This window comes from Capnocytophaga ochracea DSM 7271, from assembly GCF_000023285.1.
Classification (GTDB): domain Bacteria; phylum Bacteroidota; class Bacteroidia; order Flavobacteriales; family Flavobacteriaceae; genus Capnocytophaga; species Capnocytophaga ochracea.
In genome coordinates this window covers 37,338-61,617 of the sequence record NC_013162.1, presented here as the reverse complement: position 1 = coordinate 61,617, position 24,280 = coordinate 37,338, and the positions used below count along the sequence as shown (strand labels likewise).

At 38.1% G+C, this 24,280-nt stretch carries 15 protein-coding genes and 2 tRNA genes; 16 read left to right on the top strand and 1 reads right to left on the bottom strand.

The genetic code is table 11. From position 1 onward, the window contains the following. The 12 genes from COCH_RS00250 to COCH_RS12100 all read left to right on the top strand — a co-directional run bounded on the left by COCH_RS00250 (position 1) and on the right by COCH_RS12100 (position 9,553). A complete protein-coding gene (locus COCH_RS00250; RefSeq protein WP_012796851.1) occupies positions 1-396 on the top strand; it encodes a hypothetical protein in 396 nt (131 codons plus the stop codon). Further along, a complete protein-coding gene (locus tag COCH_RS00245; RefSeq protein ID WP_223375684.1) occupies positions 383-958 on the top strand; it encodes a hypothetical protein in 576 nt (191 codons plus the stop codon). Before COCH_RS00250 ends, COCH_RS00245 begins: the two co-directional genes overlap by 14 nt. Then, entirely contained in the window at positions 955-1,407 is a 453-nt protein-coding gene (locus COCH_RS00240; protein ID WP_012796849.1) for a hypothetical protein, read from the top strand. Before COCH_RS00245 ends, COCH_RS00240 begins: the two co-directional genes overlap by 4 nt. A 363-nt stretch (positions 1,408-1,770) precedes the next feature. Then, on the top strand, positions 1,771-3,126 hold the full coding sequence (locus tag COCH_RS00235) for a Na(+)-translocating NADH-quinone reductase subunit A (RefSeq protein WP_012796848.1): 1,356 nt from the start codon (positions 1,771-1,773) through the stop codon (positions 3,124-3,126). 40 nt (positions 3,127-3,166) lie between these two features. Next, positions 3,167-4,042 carry a hypothetical protein gene (locus tag COCH_RS00230; protein ID WP_012796847.1) on the top strand — a complete coding sequence of 292 codons (876 nt, stop codon included), beginning with the start codon at positions 3,167-3,169 and terminating at the stop codon, positions 4,040-4,042. A 5-nt stretch (positions 4,043-4,047) separates the two neighbouring features. Beyond that, positions 4,048-4,572 (top strand): ClbS/DfsB family four-helix bundle protein, encoded by a 525-nt coding sequence (locus COCH_RS00225; RefSeq protein WP_012796846.1) that lies wholly within the window; start codon positions 4,048-4,050, stop codon positions 4,570-4,572. After that, positions 4,569-5,798 (top strand): NADH:ubiquinone reductase (Na(+)-transporting) subunit B, encoded by a 1,230-nt coding sequence (locus COCH_RS00220; protein ID WP_012796845.1) that lies wholly within the window; start codon positions 4,569-4,571, stop codon positions 5,796-5,798. The genes COCH_RS00225 and COCH_RS00220 overlap by 4 nt, the downstream gene beginning before the upstream one ends. A 3-nt stretch (positions 5,799-5,801) precedes the next feature. Beyond that, positions 5,802-6,539 (top strand): Na(+)-translocating NADH-quinone reductase subunit C, encoded by a 738-nt coding sequence (locus tag COCH_RS00215; protein ID WP_012796844.1) that lies wholly within the window; start codon positions 5,802-5,804, stop codon positions 6,537-6,539. A 6-nt stretch (positions 6,540-6,545) separates the two neighbouring features. Continuing rightward, a complete protein-coding gene (locus COCH_RS00210; RefSeq protein ID WP_009420940.1) occupies positions 6,546-7,193 on the top strand; it encodes an NADH:ubiquinone reductase (Na(+)-transporting) subunit D in 648 nt (215 codons plus the stop codon). Between the two features lie 20 nt (positions 7,194-7,213). Next, positions 7,214-7,957, top strand: a complete 744-nt coding sequence (gene nqrE / locus COCH_RS00205; protein ID WP_009410221.1) for an NADH:ubiquinone reductase (Na(+)-transporting) subunit E — start codon at positions 7,214-7,216, stop codon at positions 7,955-7,957. Continuing rightward, entirely contained in the window at positions 7,941-9,254 is a 1,314-nt protein-coding gene (nqrF, locus tag COCH_RS00200) for an NADH:ubiquinone reductase (Na(+)-transporting) subunit F (protein ID WP_012796843.1), read from the top strand. The genes nqrE and nqrF overlap by 17 nt, the downstream gene beginning before the upstream one ends. A gap of 158 nt (positions 9,255-9,412) precedes the next feature. Beyond that, entirely contained in the window at positions 9,413-9,553 is a 141-nt protein-coding gene (locus COCH_RS12100; protein ID WP_167524716.1) for a hypothetical protein, read from the top strand. 148 nt (positions 9,554-9,701) lie between these two features. Here COCH_RS12100 and COCH_RS00195 read toward each other — a convergent pair. Then, positions 9,702-9,775, bottom strand: a tRNA-Ala gene (locus tag COCH_RS00195). A gap of 89 nt (positions 9,776-9,864) precedes the next feature. On the opposite strand from COCH_RS00195, the gene COCH_RS00190 reads away from it, so the two are divergent. The 4 genes from COCH_RS00190 (at position 9,865) to COCH_RS00175 (ending at position 24,245) form a co-directional block, all read left to right on the top strand. Beyond that, positions 9,865-10,632 carry an enoyl-CoA hydratase/isomerase family protein gene (locus COCH_RS00190; protein WP_012796842.1) on the top strand — a complete coding sequence of 256 codons (768 nt, stop codon included), beginning with the start codon at positions 9,865-9,867 and terminating at the stop codon, positions 10,630-10,632. Next, positions 10,629-11,738 carry an alanine racemase gene (gene alr, locus COCH_RS00185; RefSeq protein ID WP_012796841.1) on the top strand — a complete coding sequence of 370 codons (1,110 nt, stop codon included), beginning with the start codon at positions 10,629-10,631 and terminating at the stop codon, positions 11,736-11,738. The genes COCH_RS00190 and alr overlap by 4 nt, the downstream gene beginning before the upstream one ends. A gap of 70 nt (positions 11,739-11,808) precedes the next feature. Further along, positions 11,809-11,881 (top strand) — tRNA-Met (locus COCH_RS00180). A gap of 487 nt (positions 11,882-12,368) precedes the next feature. Then, on the top strand, positions 12,369-24,245 hold the full coding sequence (locus COCH_RS00175; protein WP_012796840.1) for a T9SS type B sorting domain-containing protein: 11,877 nt from the start codon (positions 12,369-12,371) through the stop codon (positions 24,243-24,245). Positions 24,246-24,280 lie beyond the last annotated feature (35 nt).

Sequence of the window (24,280 nt, the reverse complement as noted above, 5' to 3'; positions counted from 1 at the left end):
ATGAACCATATAAAAAAAATAATTATTCTTACATTAATTTTATCTTTATTCTGTGCTTGTCCTGATAAAGATATAATAGATTCGACTATTTACATCAAAAATGAAACCAATAAAGATATTTATATTTGGGTAAAAGGAGAGCCTCCTATTTTAGATTGGAAACCTAATGATAATTTTTTAATTCTTAGTGGTAAGGTTTGGGAACTTGAAGGAGATTTTAAAAAAAGAAATTATTCTAATAATAATAAATTTTACATATGGATATTTGATAGGAAGCTTATAGACTCTATTCCTTGGGAACAAGTAAAAAGAGAGAATCTTTATTTAAAGCGTTATGATTTAACCACACAAGATTTAGAACGTATGAATTGGGAGATTATATATGATGGGAGTTAGAAATTTAGGTAATTTTTACATAGATGAAAACCGAACTTTTATGGGAGGACTTTGGCAGGGTATTAGCAGGCATACTTGGGAGCACCCACAAACTTCTATAGGTAGTGATTTTAATCAACTGATGAATATGATAGGAGAAGTAGATAGAGTAGAGTATCTTGGTGGAGCTACTTTTTCTATTAATGAAAAAAGTGGAGAAGAAAAAGGAGTTTCTATAGGAAGCTTTATAAATATTGATATTAAAGGTGAAGTAGAAGGTGATTTTACGGAATATGTGTTAACTCACCCCTTATTTATGCACGAATACGGACACTATATTGATAGCCAAAGAATGGGATTGACCTATCTAATAAATGTAGGGATACCAAGTATTTTTAGTGCAATGAGTGATGAAAAAGAAGATGGAATTTATAAGCATAACTATAGATGGTATGAGATGAATGCTAATAAAAATGCTAATAAATATTTCAATAAACATTATGGAAATAGAGTAAATTGGAGTTTATATGAACCTCCTTTTGATAAATATCCAACTAAAAAACCTAAAAAGAAAAAAATATGAGAACAGTATATATTATATTTATATTTTTGTTACTCTTTAGTTGTGAGTGGCCTTATATGGATAGAATAGATCCTTTGTATATCAAAAATCAAAGCAATTGTGCAATAAGTATTTATCCAGCAAGAAGAGATTTTGATTTTGTATATCCAGATACATCAATTACTTTATTGAAAAATCATAGAGTATTAAAATTTAACCAGTCAACTAATTTTGCTTCTGCTGATTGGAAAGAAGAAATAGAGTTTCTCCCTAAAGATACTTTATCAATTTTTATTTTTAGTACTGATACCTTAAATAAATATAGCTGGGAAGAGGTACGGAGAGATTATAAAATACTAAAGCGGTATGATTTAAGTATTCAAGATTTAGAGCTTTTAGATTATAAAGTGTATTACCCTCCTACTCCTGCAATGTCACGAATGAAGATGTACCCTAAATATGGGAGGTAAGGGTTGTACAACGCCTTTGGCGAACGTTTGCACTGCTATTACGGCAATGCAGAAGTAGAGAAAGCCAAACGGCTATATAACTAATTAAAAAGATATAAAACCCCTAAAAGTTTAGATACTTTTAGGGGTATTTTTTATGAATAAAGATTTTAGGAAAGAGTAAAGGTAAAGAGTAGTAGTTTAAATATTGAATTTTAAAAGTTTATAGATGAAATAAGGGACTATTTTTTAGCTGTGAAATAGAAAGATATTATACGTAAATTTGATATATTGAGTTAAAAAAAAGGAGTAGATTATTTTATATCAAAAATAAATTTGTATATTTGCACCTAATTTAATAAAACTAACTAATATTATTTAGATATGTCAAACGACATCCGCATTCGAAAAGGGTTAGACATACACTTGGAAGGCGAAGCTGATAAGACTACACAACAGCTTCCGCTTGCCTCTTTGTATGGTATTAAACCCAGTGATTTTCATGGTGTTATTCCTAAGCTATTACTGCGCGAGGGTAATGAAGTGAAAGCAGGTGAAGCACTATTCTTTTCAAAGAGTGATGAGCGTATTTTGTTCCCTTCTCCGGTAAGTGGTACCATTAAAGAGATTGTACGAGGTGAGCGTCGTAAAGTGTTGGAAATACACATTGCGCCCAGTCAAGAACAAACTTTCAAAGACTATGGAAAGAAAGACGTAGAAGAGATGCAGGGCGAAGACATCAAGGCACACCTTCTTTCATCAGGTTGCTGGCCTTTTATCAAACAACGCCCTTATGACGTGATTGCCAATCCCGACGGGAAGCCCAAGGCTATCTTTGTGTCGGCTTGCAAAACCAATCCGCTCGCTCCCGATTACGACTATGTGCTCAAAGGAAAAGAGCAAGCTCTGCAAACCGCTCTTACCGCCTTAGCTAAACTCACCACAGGGAAAGTACACGTGTCCGTTTTCAAAGACAGCTCGTTGTCACCTTTCCGCAACCTTAAGGGCATAGTGGTGCACAATGTGTCAGGACCTCACCCAGCAGGGAACGTCAGTACACAAATAGCCCAAATCAGTCCGATAAACAAAGGTGAAGTGGTATGGGTGGTAACGCCTCAAGATTTGGTGGTGATAGGAGAACTTTTCTTAACAGGTAAAGTGAACCTCACCCGTACAGTAGCTCTTACAGGTTCACGCATTGAGAAGCCTCACTACGTTACAGCCCTTGCTGGCGCTCAGATAAGCGGGGTAGTAAGTAACCAAGTAAAGGACGTGGTTGCTACTCGTATTATCAGCGGTGATGTGCTTACTGGTACTAAGGTGAGTGAAACAGACTTCTTAGGTTTTTACGACGACCAAATTACAGCAATTCCGGAAGGAAATGACTATGATTTGTTCGGTTGGGCAAAACCAGTAGCCAACAAGATTTCCCTTACACGTTCGCTTACTTTCTCGTGGTTGAACCCTAAGAAAAAGTACGACCTCAATACCAATACCAATGGTGAACAACGCGCTTTTGTGGTAACAGGTATGTACGAAGAGGTTTTCCCATTGGATATTTATCCTATGCAACTGCTCAAAGCCTGCTTGTATAAGGATTTGGACGAGTTGGAAAACTTAGGAGCTTACGAAGTAGCACCAGAAGATTTTGCACTTACTGAATTTGTATGTGTATCTAAACAACCACATCAGCAAATTATCAGAGATGGACTTGATTTAATGATGGCAGAATTAGGTTAATTCATACAAAAGTAAGTAAACAGTTTTAAATAATTGAAATATGTCTAATTATTACAAACCTTCAGGGAAGTTTTCACCTATATCATTTGTGTATTTCATATTAGTATGTACAGTAGCGTTGCCTATATTAGCAACCATCTATGCGTACTTAATATGGTATATCCCAATTATATATCTCAACTTCTTAGTAACATTTGGTTTTGGTTTTGCTATAGCCATTACTGTTGGTTATTTAGTAGTTAGATTGGGTAAAGTACGTAATTATGGCTTAGCTATTTTGTTTGCTGTCATAGCATCACTTGTCGCTTATTATCTGCAATGGGTAGTATGGGCTGATTTGGCTATTAATACGAGTGAAGTATATGGTAATAAACAAATAGGTGTAGCTGTAAGTAATGTGCAAATTGAACAATTGCTGTACTTATTAGGGCATCCGTCAGACCTTTTTGGGTTGATAGGACTTATCAATGAAGAAGGGACGTGGGCTATAAAAGGGAATACTGTGAGTGGAGTTTTCCTTACCATTATTTGGGTAATTGAATTCTTAGTAATTATGATTATGGGAATAGTTGCCTCTGTAGGTAGAGCTAAAGAACCTTTTAACGAACTTGCAGATGAATGGTTTAAAGAAGAAGAATTGCCTGCTTTTTCTTATATAGAAAATGTAAGCGACTTTAAACAACAAGCTGAACAAGGCAATTGGGAACAACTTTCTACAATTATTCAAAGAGGTGATAAAGGAACTAACCATAGTGTTTTTACTTTGTATGCCTCGGCTAATGAGTATTATCTTTCAGTTTCTAACGCTACGACAAAAAAGAATAAGAAAGATAAGATAGAGTTTGATACCGAAGATTTTATAAAATATCTCAGTATTGATAAAACTGTTTATGACTTATTGAAAAGTAAAATCTAAACATTATGGCACGTCCGCAATCTAAATTAGGGCTTGTAGTATCAGCAGAAAGAAATTACGATGAATTGATTTCTTTGATTGATACTATTCCCGAAGACAAACGAGAAAAGGAATTTCCTAAGGGGACAATGAATCGAAATCTCCGAGATGTACTTGGGCATTTATATCATTGGCATTTGCTTTTTTTATCTTGGTATGAGGAAGGAATGAAAGGGGGTAAACCCAAAATACCCAAAGAGGGTTACACTATGAAAGACACTCCTAAATTAAACCAAGAGATATGGAAGAGTTGCCAAAATGTACCGTTTTCTGAAATGTTTTCTCTGTTTAAAGATTCACATAGTAAAGTTTTTCATATTATAGAAAGCCATACTGATGAGGAACTTTTTACAAAGAAAAGATATCCTTGGACGAAGACCACTTCGTTAGGCTCTTATTTAGTTTCGGCAACGTCAGGTCATTACGATTGGGCTTTAAAACTAATTCGCAAATCAATAAAAAAGAATAATTACTTATCATCAAGAAAATGAGTTTAAAAAGTAAATTAAATACATTAAAAGAAAAGTATAAAGGAACGAAGATGGAGACGACTTTCAATGCGCTCCACACATTCCTCTATACGCCTAATGAGGTAACCCACGGAGGTACCCACATTAAGGCTGCTGACGACCTAAAACGAACAATGAATATGGTGGTTTTGGCACTGATTCCTTGTTTGATTTTCGGTATTTTCAATACAGGTTACCAGCACGAAGTGGCTTTCGGTCACTTAACACACCCCGCCGAAGGCTTAGCTTTCTGTAGTGGTGATTTTTGGAGCTGGACAAACTTTAGTATTGGTTTTATAAAAGTACTTCCTCTTGTAGTAGTATCGTATGTAGTAGGTTTGGGCATTGAGTTTATCTTTGCTACCATTCGCGGTCACGAAGTAGAAGAAGGTTACTTAGTAACTGGTATGTTAGTACCTCTTATCGTTCCAGTAGATATTCCACTTTGGATGCTTGCTGTAGCAGTAGCCTTTGGAGTGATCATTGGTAAAGAGGTATTCGGGGGTACAGGTATGAATATCTTAAACCCTGCACTTACCATTCGTGCCTTCTTATTCTTTGCTTATCCTACTTCAATGACGGGGGATAAAGTATGGGTAACTGGCGTATTAGGTCGTTCTAAAGAAATTGCTGCAGGTGCAAACTTAGATGCAGTTTCAGGTGAAACTATCTTAGGTAACTTGGCACAAGGGCACCCTATTCACTACACCGATTCTGACCTCCTTTTCGGGTTTATTCCAGGTTCAGTAGGTGAAACTTCTACAATTCTTATTCTATTAGCAGGTTTATTCCTTATCTATACCAAAATCGCTTCTTGGCGTGTAATGGTGAGTATGTTTGTAGGAGCTTGGGTAATGGGAGCTATTTTCAACGCTTTAGCACCAAGTATGGTAGGTACTCAGTTCTACACTATTTGGAGTGTGCCAGCTTATCAGCACTTGCTCATTGGAGGTTTAGCTTTTGGAGCTGTATTTATGGCTACCGACCCAGTTACAGCAGCACAAACCAATACAGGTAAGTATATCTACGGGTTCTTAGCAGGTTTCATCGCTATTGCTATTCGTTGCTTCAACCCAGCTTATCCTGAAGGGGTAATGCTCGCTATCCTATTGATGAACGTACTAGCTCCTACTATCGACCACTTTGTAGTACAAGCTAATGTATCTCGTCGTAAAAAACGTTTAAAAACAGTTACTAAAACCGCATAAATTATGGCAGTAAAAACAGAAAGTAATTCGTATACAGTGATTTTCGCCATTATAATGGTGGTAATCGTAGGAGCTTTGCTCGCTGGTATTTCATCAGCATTGAGCAGCGATATCAGTAACAATAAAAAGTTAGAAAAGAAACAAAACATTCTCTACGCTATGGGCGTAAATCACAACCAAGGTGAGCTTGGAGGAGGTAAAGTAGAGTTTCTTTCTACAACTGATGCTGAAAAAGAGTTCCCTAACTATGTGAAAGAACAATACCTTATCAAAGGAAATACCGCTGAGAAAGTAGAAGGTGCTAATGACCTTATCAATTTCAACGGTCATCGTGAAGGTTTGCCTCTTTATGTAGGTGAAAAAGATGGAACTACACTCTACATCATTCCCGTAAATGGACGTGGTTTGTGGGATGCTATTTGGGGATATATAGCCGTAGATAAAGATCTTGTTGTACGTGGCGTTTTCTTCGACCATAAAGGAGAAACAGCTGGTTTAGGAGCTAACATCAAAGAACGTTTCTTTATGGACGACTTTATCGGGGAACATTTATTGGATGCCGCAGGTAACTTCCAAAGCATTCAAATTTCAAAAAGCAATGGCGATCCTGAAAATAAACGTAAAGAAGATGGGAAAATTGATGCTATTGCAGGAGCTACCCTTACTGGTAATGGAGTGCAAGCGATGATAAGCGATGGCATAGAGCCTTATATATCCTATATTAAAAGTTTAAACAAATAAGAGACTATGGGACTATCAAAAAAAGATACAAAATTAGTAACCGACCCTCTATGGGATAACAACCCCGTAACAGTACAAGTGTTAGGTATCTGTTCAGCCTTGGCAATTACAGCTCAGCTGAAAGCCGCTATCGTAATGAGCCTTTCATTTACCTTTGTGCTTGTAATGGGTAACGTAACCATTTCTTTGCTTAGAAATGTGATTCCACCAAAAATTCGTATCATCGCCCAGCTAATTGTAGCAGCTGCTTTGGTAATCGTGGTGGACTTTGTGCTGAAAGCCTATGTGTACGACCTTAGCAAACAGCTATCGGTATACGTAGGGCTTATCATCACTAACTGTATTTTGATGGGACGCTTTGAGGCATTTGCTTTAGGTAATCCTCCGGGTAAATCATTTTTAGATGCTATTGGTAATGCAGGTGGTTATTCTATCGCTTTGCTTATTGTCGCCTTCTTCCGTGAACTATTAGGTTCAGGCACTTTGCTCGGTTTCCAAGTATTAGGAGACCCTATTAAGAAAACAGGTGTATATGCTTGGGGCTATGAAAACAACGGTTTTATGTTGTTAGCGCCTATGGCATTAGTAACTTACGGTATAGTAGTGTGGGTACAACGTTCACGTAATAAAGCCTTGATAGAAGACAGTCATTAATCATTTAAAAAGAAAAGAAAATGTTAGAATATTTAACACTGATTTTTAAATCGGTATTCGTAGAGAATATGATTTTCGCTACCTTCTTGGGTATGTGTTCGTACTTGGCTGTGTCTAAAAAAGTATCTACTGCCATAGGCTTAGGAGCTGCCGTTATTTTTGTACAGACTCTTACCGTACCTATGAACTACTTGTTGAACCAGTATATCCTCAAAGAAGGTGCTTTAGCTTGGTTAGGTCCAGAGTATGCTAATTATGATTTGAGCTTCCTTACCTATATCTTATTCATTGCCACTGTAGCTACGATGGTGCAGTTGGTAGAGATTATTGTAGAGAAATTTTCTCCATCGTTATATAACTCGTTGGGTATTTTCTTGCCTTTGATAGCCGTAAACTGTGCTATCTTGGGAGGGTCACTCTTTATGCAATCACGTGAGGAAACTATTCACTCTTTTGGTCTTTCAGTAGCCTACGGGTTCAGTTCAGGATTGGGATGGGCTATTGCTATCTTAGCGTTAGCAGCTATCCGTGAGAAAATACGTTATTCACACGTACCTGCACCCTTGCGTGGCTTGGGTATCACCTTTATCACTACAGGGCTTATGGCTATCGGCTTTATGAGTTTTGGTGGTATGCTTACAGGTGGTAGCAGCAAAAAGGAAGCTAAAGAAGCTCCTAAACAAGAGACTACTATCCAACAAGAAGTTAAAACTGATAAATTAGCTCATAACACAAAAGATTTAAGCAATGATATTAGCAAGTGAAATATTAACAACTATTACGGTAACGGTAATAGGATTATTGGTAATAATCCTGCTGTTAGTAGCTATTTTGCTTTACGTAAAACAGAAACTAACCCCATCGGGACCTGTGAAAATTACAATTAATAAAGACAAAGTAATTGAAGTGCCTATCGGCGGTTCATTGCTTTCTACTTTGGGTAACGAGAAGATTTTCTTGCCATCAGCTTGTGGTGGTAAGGGGTCTTGTTTACAATGTAAATGCCACGTGTATGAGGGAGGAGGAGAGGCTCTTCCTACAGAAACGCCTCACTTTACAAAGAAGGAACTCAAAGAAGGTATGCGTTTAGCTTGCCAAGTGAAAGTAAAACAAGATATGCAAATAGGCGTACCAGAACAAGTGTTTGGTATCAAGAAATGGGAAGCTACTGTAGTGAGCAACTATAATGTGGCTTCGTTTATTAAAGAGTTTGTGGTAGAACTCCCAGAGGATATGGACTACAAACCAGGAGGATACATTCAGATTGAAATTCCTGCTTGTGAAGTGAAATATTCTGATATTGATATCACTGCACACCCTAAAGAACACCCAGGAGAGCCTGATAAGTTCAGAATGGAGTGGGATAAGTTTAAGTTATGGCCTCTTGTAATGAAGAATCCAGAACTGGCAGAGCGTGCTTACTCTATGGCTTCCTATCCAGCAGAGGGACGCCGTATAATGTTGAATGTGCGTATCGCTACGCCTCCTTTTGATAGAGCTAAAGGAGGATGGATGGACGTAAATCCTGGGGTAGCTTCTTCTTATATTTTCTCACGTAAACCAGGGGACAAGGTAACCATCTCAGGACCTTATGGCGAGTTCTTCATCAATGATTCTAACGCTGAGATGTTATATGTAGGAGGAGGAGCTGGTATGGCGCCTATGCGTTCGCACTTGTATCACCTTTTTAAAACCTTAAAAACTAATAGGAAAGTTACTTATTGGTACGGAGGCCGTTCAAAACGCGAGTTGTTCTATGTAGAACATTTCCGTGAATTAGAGCGCGAGTTCCCTAACTTTAGATTCTTTATTGTACTTTCTGAACCACTACCTGAAGACAACTGGAAAGTGAAGAAAGATATTAATGATCCTGAAGGCGATGGCTTCTTAGGATTTGTTCACAACGCTGTAATTGAACAGTATTTGAGCAAACACGAAGCTCCAGAAGATATAGAATTGTACTTCTGCGGTCCTCCAATGATGAACAAAGCCGTTCAGAAAATGGGTCAAGACTTTGGTATGCCCGATGAGAACATTCGTTTCGACGACTTTGGTGGTTAATAACTACCTACATTATACAAAAATCCGACTTAGTGATAAGTCGGATTTTTTTATTGATAAGGAAATGAGAGAAAAACTAATAACGTCGATAATGTCAATAATGCCAATAATGCCAGAATAAGGTATGCTTAGCTTATAGAAAACTTATATGAAAGACGGTGCAAGCCACACGGGCAGATGAAGGAAAGACGAACAAAAGACGAACAAAAGACGAACAAAAGACGAACAAAAGACGAACAAAAGACGAACAAAAGACGGTGCGAGCCGCACGGGCAAATGAACAAAGAACGAAGGAATGACGAAGGATAAACGGTGCGAGCCGCACGGGCAAATGAACAATGAACGAAGGAATGACGAAAGATAAACAGAGTGAGCTTCGCAGACAGAAGAAGAATAAACAAAGAAAAGATGATTAAAAGTTCTACTTTTAATCATCTTTTTTGCTTGTGGAGAAGATGGGGCTCGAACCCACGACCTTTTGGCTGCCAGCCAAACGCTCTAGCCAACTGAGCTACATCCCCGTTTGCAAGCGCAAAGGTAAAATATTTTTTCTAATTACCAAACCTATTTGCGAAAAAAGTTATACTTTTGCCATAAATTTATAATAACAATGACTGATAGATTGCAAGGTTCGTTGTATACGAAAATAGATAAAAAACTGGCTGTTACTACTTTTGGACATCCTAATGCGAACTCTTTCCCTTTGGAGTTGCTAAACAGACTTACCAAAGAAATTGATGCGCTTTCTGAAAATGAAGAAGTAAGCATTATACTTCTCAAGAGTGAAGGAGATAGAGCTTTTTGTGCAGGAGCTTCTTTTGACGAGCTCTTAGCCGTTAGCAATGAAGAAGAAGGAAAACGTTTCTTTGAGGGCTTTGCGCATCTTTTTTTGGCGATGCGTCGCTGTAAAAAACTTATTATTGGGCGCGCTCAAGGCAAGGCTGTTGGCGGAGGAGTGGGCTTACTCGCTACCTTAGACTATGTGTTTGCTACCGAAACAGCGAGTATCAAGCTATCGGAACTTTCACTGGGCATAGGTCCTTTTGTGATTGCTCCTGCAATCTTACGTAAAGCCGGACAAGCAACACTCAACGAACTTTTTATGGCTCCTGACCAATGGAAAAGTGCTTATTGGGCTCAACAGAAAGGGTTGATTGCTCGCGTGTTCGAAAATACAAAAGATATGGACGAAGCGATAGACCTTTTTATAGTTACGCTTCTGAAATCCAACCCAGTAGCTTTGTCAGAAATGAAACGCATCACTTGGCAACACACTGAGCATTGGGAACAAGAACTCATAAATAACGCAGCTATTTCAGGAAAATTAGTACTTTCAGAGCAAACAAGATTAATGTTAGAAAAATTGAAGAATAAATGAAAACAGAAGAAACCGTTTTAGAAATTAACCTTACCGCCTTAGAAAAAAACGTTCTTTACTTAAAAAGCCGACTCAAACCTACAACTTTGTTTTTGGGAGTGGTAAAAGCTTCCTCTTATGGGAATAATTCGGTGCCTATAGCTTTACATTTGCAAAAGAAAGGATTGGCGAATTACTTTGCAGTTGCCTACACTTCCGAAGGTAAAGCTTTGAGAGAAGCAGGTATTACACTTCCTATATTGGTGTTACACCCACAACCTATTAATTTTGATGATATTGTAAAATATAAATTAGAACCGACATTATATTCACAGCGTATTACAAAGTTATTCTTGGAGTATGCTGAGAAACACCATTTGGTAAAATATCCTGTGCACCTTAAATGTAACACAGGGCTTAATCGCTTGGGGTTTGATTTAAATGAAATAGATGAAGTGCTCGCTTTGTTAAAAAATAATACTACGGTGACAGTGAAAACGGCTTATTCTCATTTAGCGGCTTCAGAGGATATGAATGAGAAAGAGTTTACTGAAAATCAGATTAAGACTTTTATTGCTTTCCAAGAAAAGATAAACAAAACTTTCTCTCATAAAGTAATTTACCACCAGTGTAATACTTCAGGTATACTGAATTATGCCCACGCTCAGTTTGATATGGTGCGTTGTGGTATAGGAATGTACGGCTTTGCCAATGACGCTCAGCTACAACAATATCTTACGCCTATTATGACTCTCAAAAGCGTTATCTCACAAATACACACTTTGCAAGTAGGTGATAGTTTAGGCTATAATCGCGGTTACATTGCTGACCATATTACTAAAACAGCTACTATACCGGTAGGTCACGCTGATGGAATCAACCGTATTTACGGTAAGGGGAAAGGCTTTGTATTTATCAATGGGAAGAAGGCGCCTATTATAGGTAATGTGTGTATGGATATGATATTGGTAGACGTTACTAATATTCCTTGTGAAGAGGGAGGAGAGGTAATTGTATTTGATAAAGACCATACAGCTGAGACATTAGCTGAATCGGCAGGGACAATTTCTTATGAACTTATTACCTCTATGGCGCACAGAATCAAGAGAGTATATATAGAAGAGTGAAAAGTATAAAAAATAATACCTAAAAAATTTTGGTATATAAAAAAAAGGTTGTACTTTTGCACCCAGAAATCGCGGGATAGAGCAGTAGGTAGCTCGTCGGGCTCATAACCCGAAGGTCACTGGTTCGAGTCCAGTTCCCGCTACAAAATAGGCGTAATTAGTCTGGTTTAAAGACTGATTACGCCTAACTTCTTAAAATAACTGGGTCAAATTTGGGGCTTTTTCTCTGCACGAGGAAGGTAGCCGTAAATAGAAAACATCTCTTCACTTTTTATGTAAAGTAATTTAGCAATATTTAATTTAACGCTATAGATATTTTTAATGTGTCTTATATTATTTGTTAGATAAAATATTATTGAAGTCGTATTTTATTTCTGCAAAAAGAAAAGTTTTTACAACTTAAAAAACATCTAAAATGTATTTGGGTAAAACTTTAACAAGACTTTAACATAGTGTAAAATATTGGAAATGAAAAACCTATATTTTTTTTGATTTAAAAACGTAAAAATATATACTTTAATGATGTGTAATTAAAAAAAAAAAGATTACTTTTGTCGCACTAACTCTGTATACATAATATACATATTAGTTTTAAGAATAGCAGTTTTATATACCATAGTTTAATAACTAATGATAATGAAAAAGTTTTTATCAGCAATTTTGTTTTTGATGTTCGCAGGAGTTGCGTCAGCTCAATGTATAGACATAAAAGTAACGCCTACGGCGGGTACTTGTTACTCCGATGCACAGCTAAAGGTAGAGGCAAAGCCAGTATCACCTCTTCCTTCGGGTTGTCCTGCGCCTGGTAGTGAAGGTTATTTTGTACGCTTAGAGGGTTACGGAACTGATTCAGGTTTAGAGAGAATGGCAGGAGGTACCTCAGGGCAATATACTTTTACTAGTTTAAATCCTGGTAACTATACGGTAACAGTATATGATGCGAAAAATGGGAACTCTGAAGCTAAAAGCGTAAAGGTTATTTCTAGCTATAAGATAATGAATATCCAGAACTTGCAGGCTTTAGCTCCTACTTGTGGAAAGGATAATGGAGGAGTAAGATTCCGAATACCTAGTGGAGGAATTGGTCCTTTTGAGGTAACTTTACTTGATATGAATGACCAAGTACTTGTTCCTGCACAAAGTTTTACTCGCCCTATAGGTAATAACTATATAGAAGTAAGAGGTAATGCGGGACATAGAATTCCTCAGAATAGTACTATAAAAGTACAAATAAGAGATATTACAAATGTACACAATGATTGTGGGGAAACACGTCGTTTTCCGAATATACAGATACCTGCTGATACAAAGAATTTTGATTGTATTGAGATAAAAACAAATAAGCGTTATCTCACCAGATTGGGAATAAACTGCGATAGGTTTAAGATTAAAATTGAACTTGTTGATAAGGAAAAAGGAGCTGTTTTGCCCGCTTATGCGAGTAGAGAAGTACTTAGAGATCATTTTAATCAGCAGGGAAATGCAGAAATACGCATTTTAAGCCGTCGCTATAAAAAAATACAACTTAAGTATGATGGAAATACCTCTGTAGAAGTAGATACACACGAGCTGCGTAAAGGTGATGAAATACAGATTACTATAAAAGGACCTAAAAATACTATTGTAGAAAGAGTTAAATTGGACGACAACCAAGTAGCAACACCTTCTTGTCCTTCTTCAGAAGTACTAAATACAAGCAATCGTTCATATGAACGACATAAAGTAGGTACTTGTGGAGCTATTGAAAAACTATTACAGTTTTTTTATGAAATAAAATATTATGATAATAGAAAATTACCTAATTTAAATGGAGGAACTTACGATTATCGTGTAGAATGGCCTAGTGAGCAAAAGATACAAAACTTTAAATTAGAGCGAAGTACTAGTGGTACCTCGGCAGGTCCTTGGGTAAATGTTCCTTTAGAAGAGGGTACAGTAGGGGCAAGTTCAGGAAAAGCTCAGTGGACAACAACTCCTTATTATAATGGGCTTGTTACTTTAAGCGGAGGTACAGGAGAAGGACTTTACCGCCTTACTTATACTGACCCGTCTACTTGTAAAGGTACTTGTACTTCGGAAGTAAAGGTAATATACAATAAAGAAACATCTCCTAATCCGATTGATAAAATTTGGGAAAACTTACGTCCAGCTGGTTATGGTTCTTATGAGGGAACAGGAGCTTTTCTATTCCAGAATTTAGGTAGTGGTTTTTACTACCCATTAAAATTTAAGATAGCTCCTGTAGATGGTACAAAATCGGTAACTTATCAAGGTAAGATTAGTTGGTCGGCTACTGTTACACGTACCATTACCTATCCAATAGAATATACGATGCCTTCTAGTCGTTCATTGGGTTATACCAATTTGCCTTCTGGCAATTACAGAATTACTGTTACTGATGTTTGTAATAATACAACTACAAAAGATATTTTCTTACCCGCAACTCGTTATACTCCTAAATTAGAATATGAACGTGATTGTGAAATAGGACAGATAAACTATGATTTAGGTCGTTCTGTATATAATAATTCTCTTTCAGAAAGAGTTTATTTAGAAAAAGAAGTACAAGACGCTAATGGTAGACGTAGTTGGGAACCTGTAAAAGTAGATGGTACTAATACTTATAAAACAGGACATAGAGGGACTTTTTCAAACCTATTACCAGGAAAATATAGGGTATATCCTGATATTTACCAAGGTTATAAATTTAGAAGCTTTGGTTTTATTCCTGGTAGTTCTGGTAATTATACTTCTTTTGATTTAAGAGATCCCACTACTCCATATATAGGAGATAGTAAAGATTATGGAGAGATTACTATAGGAGATGTGGTGAAATTAAATCCTGTTTTAAACCCTGCAGTATGTAATAGTGGTAGCAATACTGGTATGATTTCAGTAGATTTAACAGGACAGCAAGTGGCTTTCCCTGTTACCTATGAGCTGTACTCTAAACCGAGTGCTACTTCTACTCAAACTACTTTTGTAAAAAAAGCAACTTACCAGCAGTCACAAAACCAATATTATCATATTTTCTCTAATTTACCTATGGGGCACTATATGGTGAGGACTATTCACCGTTGCCAAACAGTAAATAAAGATATTGAGATAAATAGTACTGGTGATTTTGATCCTTATTTATTAGTAGATAAATCAGGATTATGCGAAACTAATACAGTTAAAGTATTTCTTGGAGTATCAGGACATCTTTTTGATATCCGATGGTTTAAGCTTGATGCTAATGGACAAAAAACTACTTCGTCTCCACTTCAATCGGGACCTTCATTCTCTGAGGATATTACGACCACTACTCACTATTTGGCTGAATATAACTTGAAACCAGGTATAGGTTGTGGTAATGCTAAAGTATACACTAAATCTACTACTGTACAGGTGGCTTCAGGAAGTGATGCCATTAAGTTTAGAACACCTTGTCCTAATGATATTACAGTTTTTGCTGATCAGGGAGCCTGTGGTAAATCGGTAAATTGGCAAGAGCCTTCGGCTTATAACACTTGTAGTGGTACTATCACTACTACAAAGAGTCATACACCTCCATATTATTTTAATATAGGAGTTCATACCGTTACCTATGCGTTTTCTGATGTAAAGGGAAATACTATTAGTTGTTCTTTCACTGTAACAGTGAAATCTAACGCTACTAAACTAAAATCGAGCCATCGTTATACTGATACTTCGGGAAATACTATCACTCAGTTGACCCCTAATCAGGAGTTCTTCTATGTACTTACTTATCAGAACGACGGTTTAGAAAATATCAATAAAGCAACTATAAATGTAAAACTTCCTGCTAATACTACCGTAGTTACTAATGGTAACCCTGACCTTAATGGGGCAGGTGATGGCACAGTGAATAATCCTCTTCCTCAAAGTAGCTATAATAATGCTACTAAGAGCTATCAGTTTGTGATAGGAGGTATAGCAGGAGGCGTACAATTACAATCTACACTTAAAGCAGGAGACCCTGCTCGTGTGATTCGTATTCCTCTTAAACTTGTAGGCGATTGTAATGACTTTTTAAAACCTTGTGAGAACTTCTTGAAAACGTCTATGAATATAGACTACGAAGGAGGAGCTGCAGGTTGTACAGGAAATCAACAAACGGAAGCAGGTACTAAAACAATCACCATAAATACAACGGATTGCAATCGTCAGGAAGTGTTCTGTGGTACTGGAGCGATGACTTTTGAAGCTGTAGGAGGCTTTACAAGTTATCAATGGTATAAGGATGGAAACCTCCTACCAGGAGAAACAAAACAATCAATCGTTGCTAATTCACCAGGTGTTTATAAGGTAGAGAAAACGAATTTTTGCGAGGGAGTTTCAGTAGTAACAGTAGAAACTATCAACTATCAAGGTATTTCACCTACTACCGACCCTATTCGCGCACAAGCTCAGAATATAGGGGTAACTTGTCCTGGTGATGGTAGTTGGACAAGCCACTTCTACTTCTGTCAAGGAGGAAGTAAGAATATTAGGGTAAGCTATAAAAACACTGCTTTTGAATGGCAACAATGGAGCGGAGGTTGTACAGAAGCTTCTCCTGATTGTCGCAATACCGATGATAATTGTTGGAATCCGGTACATTCTAACGCTACCTTTACAGCTAATAGTGCTGGTAAATATCGTTTACACTTGAAAGATTGTAATGAAAACTTCTATTTTGAAGTATTTACAGCAGGACTAAGTGGTAACCTTACTGATAAGATTGATGAAACAAACTATTCACAAGGTTCAGTGAGATTAACTCTTAGCACTAGTGGTGTAAACTATAAGGTAGAAATCTACAAAGGAGCTGTACTTCTAAGAACTGACAATATCAATACAAATGATTATCGTATTCCTAACTTGCGACAAGATACTTATGATATTAAGGTTACCTCAGTACAAATACCAGGTTGTGAGTATAATGGTAATGTAACGATAGATAAGCTCACTGAAATGACAATGACTGCTGCCTTCAAAGGTTGGAAAGATTGTAACACTGCTAAATTACAACTTAAAGCTGAAGGAGGTAAACCTACTTATCGTTTCTATATTTGGAGTATCAATGGAGTACAACAATTTGCTGACGAACAAACGGCAATTGCTTCTGCTACACCTATTGCATTACAGTTAGGACACCAAACAAGCGTAGATGTAGATGTACCAAATATTACCCAAGTAGGAGAGTATGTATTTATAGTAGGTGATATGGATAATGGTAAGTTTGCTTTGTCTAACAAGGTAACGATTACACCACCAGATCCACATAGCTATACCTTGTCGGTAACTCAAGAAATTGAGTGCGAAAGCAATCCTAATAGTGGACATATCAATATGATATTCCCAGCAGGTAGCCAACACCAAAATCGTACTATTAACTTGTATAAGTTAGATAATAATGGTAATCGCATCACACCTGCTTTCAAGACAAGTTCAGGAGGATTATTTACTGGTTTGCCCGCAGGAAGCTATGAGATAGAAATGAAATCGAATGTAGGGGGTAATATATGTACTTACAGTCAGAAACCTATTGTAATAGCTCCTACTAAAGATCCTCTTAGAGCTTTTGCAGGAGTAGTAGCCGATAAAGATTGCGATGCAAGTAACCAATATAAAATAGCGGTAAACAATGTTGCAGGAGGTACACCTCCTTACCGTTATAGTTTTGATGGAGAAACTACTTATGGAACCAACAACGTTGGCTTTATGGGAGGTTCTGGAAATGTGTATGTAAAAGACAGCAAGGATTGCCGTATTGTTATCCCTGTGAATATTGTTGCGCAAACCGTACCAACTCTTACCGTTGCCAACCCTATTACTTATCGTTGTGATAATGGTTATGGAATGGTAACTGTAACGATAGCTTCAACTACTAGTCAAACTTATGAATACAGTATAGATGGTAGTGGTAAAACAGCTATCGCAGGTAATACTTTCAGTAGATGGTTAGCGCCAGGTACGCACTCTATTACTGTGTACTATAAAACTTTGAATACAGCTACTACGCCTAATGTACTATACGTAGAAGATTTTGGCAAAGGTGCTAATGAGTGCTTATCAGGAGCCACTACAGGTTTAGTGTGTAAGACTGATGGTGACTTAGCTGATGGTAATTATGTAGTTACTAAACAAGTAGGTACTAATGCCTCTTGGGTACCATCGCCTACTGACCCTTCGGGAGGACGTTATTTGGCTATTGCAGGAAATGGTAGTAGCGAATTAGTGTATGAAAAACGCATTACAGGAGCAACTGCTCTTACTCCTATAACTGTAAGTTTTGATGCCTTGAATCTTATTTCAAGTACTTCAGGAGTAGCACCTCGTTTCAGTGTAGAATTACACAAGAGCGATGGAGCACTGCTTCGTGGCAAGAATGTAGGCACTGTGAATGCTACAAGCTGGAAGAATGTAAGTGTTACCTTTACCGAAGCTGAATTGACAGGTCTTACCGATGGTACTCTTATCGTTAAGATTGTAAATACAGCGGCTGCAAGTTATGGTAACTTAGGCAATGATTATGCTGTGGATAATATTAAAGTGGCGCAAGCTACACAATATTGTGCTTCACAAGTTTCTCAATTAGTGAATATTGAGAAATTTAAGCAAATGCGTATTGAGAAATATGGTGCTGAGAAGAATGTAAGCTGTAAAGGTGCTAGTGATGGACAAGTGCGTATTAGAGTAATAAATCCAGCTTCTAATACTGTTAAATATTCTATTGACCCTCACCAAGCAGTTTGGACTACGACTACCCTTGACGCACAAGGAGTCTTTACCATTACAGGATTAAGTGCTACTCAAAACGGTGTAGTAGCTGTACAAGATGCTAATAATCCCAACTGTATTACTACCTTACAAACGGGTTACAAGATAGGAGAACCTACCTCTATTGTACCTACTGCCGTAGTAATGGAGAAAATAACTTGTTACAATGGTGGAAAGGCTAAAGTAAAAGTATCGGCTACTGGAGGCACACCAGGTTATCAGTATCAAGTGGGATTGGTAACAGGTACTTTAAGTGCTCCACAGCCAGCTGCTAAAACGCCTAACCCTTATGAGTTTAATAACCTTGTAGCAGGAACCTATAGTTTAGTAGTAACTGATGCTAATGGCTGTAAAACAGAAACTACTTTTGAGATTGAAGATAAAGCTACTATTTCAGCGACTGCCGAACCTCAATCTTACTGTTATAGAACAGGAGATGAGAAGAAAGTAGTTATTACAATGCTCAGTGGTAATGGCAATTATAAAGTACAACGTGTGGGAGGAGCTATCTATTCATTCAACACTAATAGCTATGTATATCCTGATGCTTTGCCAGCAGGAAACCATACCTTTGTTATAACCGATGGATTTGGTTGTAGTACTACTGTTACTACCCAAGTATACGACCCATTGACATTACAAGTATCGCCTACTACCCAACAGTATGCTGATTGTAAAGGAGGTAGTGTAACCTACACTCTTACAGCACAAGGCGGTATCCCTACAGCAATGAAAGAATTTAAATACAGTGTAGATAATGGTGTAACTTATACTACTATAGCTACGGCTCCTTCACAAGCTACTGTAGCAGTGAGTGTAGCCACTACTACTGTTATTAGATTCCAAGTAACTTATAAACCTGACGGAAGCGAATGTACTGCTGAACGTTACATCACTTTATTAAGCGATTCACCTCGCTTCTTGAAACCGTTCACTACTACCAAAGCTACTTGTGGAAAAGCGAATGGTTCAGTAACAATTACACCAAGTGATTACTATGTAGGTACTGCTTCGTATACCTTAGTGATTAAAGATACTGGAGGAGCTGTACAATCAGCTACTGCTTTAGCACAAGGTAACTATGTAGCTGAATTAACCGATAATCGTGGTTGTGTGGCTTCTCAAACCTTTACTATAGGAGCAGTACCACAACTTACTGCTACAGCTGCGGTTACCAAACAAATGGGCTGTACATCAGCAGCAGCTGATCTAGCGGCTATCACTGTAACTCTTGTTAATGGAGGAGGTACTCCACCTTTTGCAGTACATTTGAGAAATAACTTGAACGGTTATGAAAGTACACATACTTTAACCGCTTCTAATAATATGCCAACAGAGTTCACTGGTTTGGATTATGGTAATTATGATATTACCATTACCGATGCTAATAGTTGTGAAACTAAACTTAGCACTGTAATTAATCCTAATTCTAATGTAATGTCTATCACTGCTGAAACGCCTACAAGTTGTACAACAACAAGTAGTATGGTTATAAAGGCAAGTAATGGCACTACATTCAGTGCAACTACCAATGCTTACTTTGCTGTATATCGCCCAGGAATTGTAAATCCACCAAATGCATCAACAGCAACACAAGTAACGACCTCTAACCTCAATGGAGGTACTGATACTTGGTATAAAGGAACTGCTTCTGGTGCAGGAGTAGCTGTGAAAATACCAAACTTAACACCTGGTGTTCAATATACCTTTGTGGTGTACAACATCACAACAGGTTGTAGATATACTCAACAAGCTACTATGCCAGTGCCTACGGCTTCTACATTAGGTGCTACCTTACAAGTAGCCAATGTGAAATGTGCAGGAGGTAATGACGGTACAGTAAGCTATACCTTAACAGGTTTCCAAGGTAGCACAACAGCTATTACTTGGAAGATATTCAGAGAAGATAATCACCAACAAGTAGGTGCAGGAGGAAGTGTAACAGCTCCGTTCCATACCACACAAAACACCAATAGTAACTTGCCAGCAGGTAAATACTATATTGAGTTTACTGAAAATACAGGTTGCGTGAAAGCCTTCCCATTTGAAGTAAAACGCTCAGCGGTAGCATTACAAGTATCTACTATAGCTACTCAGAAAGCCTCTTGTAGTACACTTGGTCAAGCGTGGTTAAATATCAAAGGAGGTACAGCAAGCTATACTTACGGTTATGTAACCGCAGGTGGAGCTTATAACCCAGCGGTAATGACAGGCACTACGCAAGCTTCTACTTACATCAACTTGCCAGCAGGTAACTGGGATGTATATGTAAGCGATGCTTATGGCTGTATACAGCACGCTACTGTAACCATAGGAATGTTTGATGTACCAAGAATATCGGATGTTACAGCCTTGAATTGCCAAGCCTACAACAATATAACAGGTAAGATACCAGTGAGAGTGACCCTCAACCAGATAGGTCAAGGTAACCACTATTACACCTTAGATGGTAGTGCTGATCAGCCTGTGGTTTGGACAATAGCTAATCAAGCCTTTGAGGTAGAAGTAAGCCCATTAGTAAATCACACTATCGTTGTGAAAGATGTGAATGGTTGTGCTACTAGTACAACATTCAGTACTACGGCTATCATCACTGCTACGGCTACCGTGAGCAAAGTAAAAACGTGTGCTACACCTACGGCTGAAATAACCGTAGTAGCTACTGGAGGTACAGGTGTATACAGCTATACCTTAGAGCGTTTAGACAACGGTTCGTTAGCAGGTGAAATTATTAGAGAGAATGTAGCCTTGCCAGCAGGTGGTGTGGTAACTATTACCAACCCAACTGAAGCTGCTACCTACCGCATCAGTATATTTGATGCTGAAACACGCGATTGTCCTATTGTGAAAGAAGTTCAAGTGGTAGACCCAACACCTATCGACCCATCGACTATAGTAGCTCAAGCTTATAACGAAAAATGTAACTTAGGTCTCACAGCTACCCCAACAGGAAGCATAGACGTAGCTATCCCTACCGACCCTGATACCTATACATTTAGAATTACAAGTGCCATAGACTTAACCGATGGTAGCAACGTAACGGTAACTACTACACCTTCAACCGCAGGAACTCATAATGCTACCTTTACACAGCTACGAGGTACTACGCAAGGGGTAAGATACCAAATAACTGTTACTAATAGTACGGGTTGTACCGCAATGGTAGAAACAATACTTACTTCACCAGAGCCTTTGAGCTTTGATGCAGATGTTCTTTCAGCTACTCAATATGTATGTGAGGGAGGTGCAGGAATGACTACACCAAAAGTAAGCGTAGACGTAACTAAGATACAAGGAGGTATACCACCTTATACTACTGAGTTCTTTGACGGAGCAGGTAATAGTTTAGGTACAGGTACTGAGTACACCTTAACAAACCTCAATGGAGGTAGCTTCTACGTAAGCATAAAAGACGCTTCAGGCACTTGTAGTACTAATACCGCTAGCGTAACAGTAGCTCCTGCCTTTGCTCTTACCTCAATGAGCATCACCACAACTACCTCAGTAACTTGTGTGGTAGATGAAGTGATAAATATTAGCTTAACGGTAACGCCTACTTATATAGCAGGCACTCCATTGCGCTATACTATCCGAGGTACTGATAATGGATTTGTGGCTATTACTTCTACTACTGCTACTACCCTTAGTGTACCACTTACAGGTTCAAGTGGCTTTGGTAATAGCAATTATACAATAGAAGTAATTAATGAACGTACTGGTTGTAGCATTACAGGCGTACACAGTATCAGACAGCCTAATACTTTTGCGATAGAATCAACTAACCCAGTGAGAGCGGTTTGCCATAACGATAATGGTTCTATCACACTCGGATTAGTGGATACTGATCTTTCTAACGGCGATCAATCAGCAAATGGATATACTTATACCATTACCTCAGTGGGAGCTACAGTAGCTACTTCTACTTCGGCAACGATACCAGCAGGTACACGTAGCTTTACTGTGAACTTGAAAGGTGGTTCATATGATATTGAAGTAACAGTGAATGGAGTAGGATGCAAAGTACCGAAAATACGCTTTACTATTCCTTCTAACCCTGCTGAGATAGAAGTGAGAGATGCTCGACAAAAAGTATCTGTCGATTGTGCTAATAAGAACGGAGTAGCTGCCTTAACAGTAGTAGGAGGTCAAGAAACCTTTACTGTAACGCTTACTCCTGTAGGAGGTGGTACTCCACACGTACAAACTAATGTGAGAGCAGGTGCTCCTGGAATTGAGTTTGGTGGCTTAGACGCAGGTAGCTATATTATATCAGTAACCGATGCCTTAGGCTGTGCAACCGCTACAGGTACTTTGAGTGTGACTATTGACCCATATAGTGGTATCAATACCTCTACTATTTCAGTAACCACAACCCCAATCACTTGTATTGATGCTGATGACGGTACTCTTAAAGTAACAGGTGTAACAGGAGGAGCACGTCCTTATCACTATATTTTAGTGAGAACATCGGCAACGGGCAGTGATTTACCTGAAATAGCTACTAATGAAGGTGAAGCAACCTTTACAGGTATTAAACCAGGTACTTACCGTGTGGATATAGTAGATGCTAAGAACTGTTCAGTAACCGTAGCAGGAAGCTATAGCTTTACGAATCCGCAACCTATTACTGCTGATATTGATGTGACTAACTCAACCTTCTTTACTTGCTATGGTGAGAATGGAGGAAGTGTAACAGTTCACAATATCGCAGGCGGTACAGGTTCTTATACAGTGAATATCGTGAGAGCGGATAATAACCAAAAGATAGACGGACGATCAGGAGTAACAACAGGTTCATCAGAAACGTTCTCAGGATTAGCTCCATCACCTAAGAACACTTATTATCAAGTAGTGATACAAGATACTAATAAGTGTACGATGACTAAGACACTCAGCTTTACTGTAGAAGAGTTCCCTGATATAGCTATAAGCTATGTAGAACAAGAAGGTACTTGTGAAATGAATACTAATAACTATGTAGACCATTTGATAGTACGTTTCAGAAATACAGAAGTAGATTACTCTAAGATAACTTATAGTCTTAACGGTACGGCAAGTCGTACAGCCTTTACTCGTACGGTAGGTAATATAGCTTATATCGATAACTTTGATAGAACAACCCGCACTCAAACTATTCATATACATTACACTGCGGTAGCTCCTATCACAGGATATTGTACAACAAGCAAGACCTTTACGGTAGACCAAATCACTCCGCTTGTATTGAGTCAGGTAACCAACACTACCCTCAATACGATAGAAGTGATAGCTACAGGAGGGGTAACTAGCACAGTGAAGGGCTATACTTACTACTTCAATGGAGTAGATAGTGGCGATAACCGTGTATACAAAATCAAGCATAATGACCCTGAACGAATAGATAATGGCAGACGCATTAAAATCATAGAAGTGAAGGTGGAAGATGCACAAGGTTGCGTACGTACAATGACGATAGAAAAAGAATATCTTGACATTGAAGTACCGAACTTCTTCACCCCAGATGGCGATGGAATTAACGATGTTTGGAAACCTAAAAACTTAGACAACAACGTGAATGCTCGCTTCTACATCTTCGACCGCTATGGTAGACGTGTAGCACTGCTCAGATCAGGAGAGGGTTGGGATGGTACTTACGACGGTCGTAGCTTACCAGCTGGTGACTACTGGTATATCATTGAGGTGAACGATGAATTATACGACAAACGTGAGTTCTATGGCAACTTTACATTATACCGATAATCGTTAATAGTTTTCATAACTAAAAAGAGCTGTTC

What these genes read in the sequence shown, in the direction of transcription:
- alr (WP_012796841.1), top strand. Translation starts at nt 10,629, where the DNA reads ATGAAAACAGAAGAAACCGTTTTAGAAATTAACCTTACCGCCTTAGAA.
- COCH_RS00235 (WP_012796848.1), top strand. Translation starts at nt 1,771, where the DNA reads ATGTCAAACGACATCCGCATTCGAAAAGGGTTAGACATACACTTGGAA.
- COCH_RS00220 (WP_012796845.1), top strand. Translation starts at nt 4,569, where the DNA reads ATGAGTTTAAAAAGTAAATTAAATACATTAAAAGAAAAGTATAAAGGA.
- nqrF (WP_012796843.1), top strand. Translation starts at nt 7,941, where the DNA reads ATGATATTAGCAAGTGAAATATTAACAACTATTACGGTAACGGTAATA.
- COCH_RS00230 (WP_012796847.1), top strand. Translation starts at nt 3,167, where the DNA reads ATGTCTAATTATTACAAACCTTCAGGGAAGTTTTCACCTATATCATTT.
- nqrE (WP_009410221.1), top strand. Translation starts at nt 7,214, where the DNA reads ATGTTAGAATATTTAACACTGATTTTTAAATCGGTATTCGTAGAGAAT.
- COCH_RS00190 (WP_012796842.1), top strand. Translation starts at nt 9,865, where the DNA reads ATGACTGATAGATTGCAAGGTTCGTTGTATACGAAAATAGATAAAAAA.
- COCH_RS00175 (WP_012796840.1), top strand. Translation starts at nt 12,369, where the DNA reads ATGATAATGAAAAAGTTTTTATCAGCAATTTTGTTTTTGATGTTCGCA.
- COCH_RS00210 (WP_009420940.1), top strand. Translation starts at nt 6,546, where the DNA reads ATGGGACTATCAAAAAAAGATACAAAATTAGTAACCGACCCTCTATGG.
- COCH_RS00215 (WP_012796844.1), top strand. Translation starts at nt 5,802, where the DNA reads ATGGCAGTAAAAACAGAAAGTAATTCGTATACAGTGATTTTCGCCATT.
- COCH_RS00250 (WP_012796851.1), top strand. Translation starts at nt 1, where the DNA reads ATGAACCATATAAAAAAAATAATTATTCTTACATTAATTTTATCTTTA.
- COCH_RS00240 (WP_012796849.1), top strand. Translation starts at nt 955, where the DNA reads ATGAGAACAGTATATATTATATTTATATTTTTGTTACTCTTTAGTTGT.
- COCH_RS00245 (WP_223375684.1), top strand. Translation starts at nt 383, where the DNA reads ATGATGGGAGTTAGAAATTTAGGTAATTTTTACATAGATGAAAACCGA.
- COCH_RS00225 (WP_012796846.1), top strand. Translation starts at nt 4,048, where the DNA reads ATGGCACGTCCGCAATCTAAATTAGGGCTTGTAGTATCAGCAGAAAGA.